This window comes from Mesorhizobium sp. M2C.T.Ca.TU.002.02.1.1 (genome assembly GCF_003997225.1).
Window position 1 is genome coordinate 1 of sequence record NZ_RZTO01000749.1, and the last position, 3,028, is coordinate 3,028.

3 protein-coding genes are annotated in these 3,028 nt (G+C 65.6%); all 3 read left to right on the forward strand.

Features of this window, described 5'->3' with window-relative positions:
- The first annotated feature begins 127 nt into the window (after positions 1-127).
- On the forward strand, positions 128-1,174 hold the full coding sequence (locus tag EOD07_RS28740) for a pyridoxal-phosphate dependent enzyme (RefSeq protein WP_206519587.1): 1,047 nt from the start codon (positions 128-130) through the stop codon (positions 1,172-1,174).
- Between the two features lie 91 nt (positions 1,175-1,265).
- On the forward strand, positions 1,266-2,180 hold the full coding sequence (locus tag EOD07_RS28745; protein ID WP_127237764.1) for an SMP-30/gluconolactonase/LRE family protein: 915 nt from the start codon (positions 1,266-1,268) through the stop codon (positions 2,178-2,180).
- Positions 2,181-2,305: 125 nt separating this feature from the next.
- On the forward strand, positions 2,306-3,028 hold a 723-nt coding region (locus EOD07_RS28750), incomplete at its 3' end, for a four-carbon acid sugar kinase family protein (RefSeq protein ID WP_164772627.1).

The window sequence follows — 3,028 nt, forward strand, 5'->3', positions numbered from 1 at the left end:
GATCGGCGCGACGATGCTTGCGTCGCGTCGCGCCAGGTCGAAGTGATCGAACGGATCCCGGCCGCCGCGGCCGCGCCCGCTATCAACCGCCGGAGTTCCGGAAACCCGCTTATGATGGATCAAAACCGTGATCGCTGATGCTGCCGATACGTCTGCCGAAACAGGTCCCGCCGCGATCGCCGAAGGACGGATCCCCGGCATCGCCGCGATCGAGGACGCCGCCCGCAGGCTGGCTCCGATCCTGCTCAAGGTTCCACTCATGGAGAGCGAGCGGCTGAACGAGCGTGTCGGCGGCCGGCTGCTGGTCAAGGCCGAGACTTTGCAGCCGACCGGAAGTTTCAAGGTGCGCGGCGCCTGGAACCGCATATCGCGATTGTCTTCCGACGAGCTCGCGCGCGGTGTGCTGGCGTTGTCGTCAGGCAATCACGGGCGCGCTGTTGCCTGGGCCGCGAGGGCTGCCGGGGCGCGAGCCGTGATCCTCATGCCCGCGGACGCGCCGCTCAACAAGATCGAACAGACGCGCGCGCTGGGCGCCGAGATCGTCGCCTATGATCGTCGCTCGGCCGACAGGGCGGAGCTTGTCAGGCATTGGCGCGAAAGCCAGGGACTTGTCTATGTCCCGGCATTCGATGACGCGCATATCGTCGCCGGCGCCGCGACGATCGCTTACGAGGCTGCCAGGGAGGCTGCCGCCTCGGGCGTTCGCATCGACGGATTCGCCGCCGCATGTTCCGGGGGCGGTCTGATCGCCGGAAGCGCGCTTGCGCTGGCCGTCCTGTCGCCCGCGACTGAAATCTGGGGAGTCGAACCGGCTGGCTATGACGACACGGCGCAGAGCCTTGTTCGCGGCCAACGCGTCAGCGTGCCCGCATCCGGGGAAACAATCTGCGACGCGCTGCTGTCGCTGACCCCGGGCGAGCTCACCTTCGAGATCAACAGGAGGCGGCTGTCGGGCGTCATCACCGCGACGGATGACGATGCAAGGCAAGGCATGCGCGCCGCGTTCGAGGCGTTCGGATTGGTGACGGAGCCAAGCGGCGCGCTTGCCCTGGGCGCCCTGCTGGCCGCGCGCGACAAGACCGAAGGACGCACTTTCGTCGTCGTTCTCAGCGGCCGCAATGTGGATGAAGACCTTTTCGCCCGCCAGTTGATGGAAGCCGCGCGGGCAGCATGAAGCCGTGCCGGGCCTTCGCCCGGCGCTCGATCCAAACGCGTCCGGCCGACATGGCGTGGCGCTGTCCCATTTGAAGGATGTCGAAGGTCCTATGCGCGTCGTTACTGACAGGCTGGTATACCCGGAAGGCCCCGTCGCCATGCCCGACGGCTCCGTCATTGTGGTCGACATCGCCGACGAAAGCCTGAAGCAGGTGTCCGCCGCCGGAGAGGTGTCGGTGATCGCCAAAGTGCCCGGCGGGCCGAACGGCGCCGCGCTCGGTCCCGACGGCAGGATCTATGTCTGCAACCATGGTGGCGTCGATTGGATAGAGGTTGAGCCCGGCCGGCTGCGCAGCGGGCCGCAGCGCGCAAACTATGAGACGGGGAGCATCGACGTCGTCGACCTGACCAGCGGGCGGCTGCAGCGCCTCTACGACCGGTGCGGCGAATATCCGCTGCGCGGGCCGAACGATCTGGTGTTCGACGGGACAGGCGGCTTCTGGTTCACCGACATGGGCAAGCGCCGGCGGCGCGACATGGATCTCGGCGCGGTCTATTGGGCGGCCGGCGACGGTTCCGAGATCAGGGAAGTCATCGCCGGTCTCATCTCGCCGAACGGCATCGCCTTGTCGCCCGACGGCAAGACGCTCTACGTGGCCGAAACCTATACCGGACGCATCTGGTCGTGGACGGTCGAAGGCCCGGGGCGGGTCGGCAAACGGTCCTGGCCCTCGCCGGCGGGAGGAACGCTCTTTGCCAGTCCCGGAGGGCTCGCCCGCTTCGATGGGCTGGCCGTCGCAGAGTCCGGCGCGGTCTGCGCGGCGGCGCTCGATCTGTGCGCCATACTGGAGTTCAGAGGTCTTGGCAGCCAACCTGTCGTGCATCCCGTGCCCGATCTCCTCGTCACCAATCTGTGTTTCGGCGGGGCCGATCGGCGGACGTGCTTCGTGACGCTTTCGCACCATGCAAGGCTCGTCGCGCTGGACTGGCACGAAGCCGGCTTGAGGCTCCACCATTCGCTTTGAGCAACCGCGCTTCAGCGACCGGCGTTTGAAGGCGCTGGTCCACCGGAAAGCGCAAGAAAATCGACTATTCGCCGCGGCAAAGCCGCAGGATGCACAGGCCTCAGCCATGAACAACAGGGTGCTCGATGAGCGTCAGGATCGCCGTAATCGCCGATGACTTCACCGGCGGGCTTTTTGTCGCCAGCAATCTGGAGAAGCTCGGTATTCCGGTCTTCTATGTTTGCGACACGGCCGTTCTGCATGAGGCGGCCGATGGCGAGGTTCTCGTCATCGCGACCCGGCTGCGATTCATGCCGCCGGCGCGGGCGGTCGCGGCGCTCGACGGCTTGACGACTATGCTCGACGAGATCGGCGTCGAGCATATCTTCTATAAATACTGCTCGACATTCGATTCCACCGACGAGGGCAATATCGGCCCTTGCGGCGATCTGCTCATCGGGAAGTACGGGCAGCGGCGCCTGGTGTTTGGACCTGGCTATCCCGACCTGCGCACCTACGTGCACGAGGGATACATGTTCTACAAGGATCGCCTGATTTCGGAATCGATCAAGCGCTCCGATCCGATCACGCCCATGAACGACCCCGACATGGCCAGGGTGCTGCAGCGCCAGACCGCCGAGACCGTCGGGCTTTTGCCGCATCGCGTCCTGCATCGCGGTGTCGAATTCGCGCGCGGCTATGTGGACGATCAGCAAGGGAAGGGAGTGCGCTACTTCCTCATGGACTGCGTCGACAATGACGATGTCGCCACCGGCGCGACGATTTTCCGGCACGACCACATCACCACCGGAGCGGACGCCCTGGCGATCGAACTGATTTCGCAATGGACGTCCGAGGATGCCGGAACC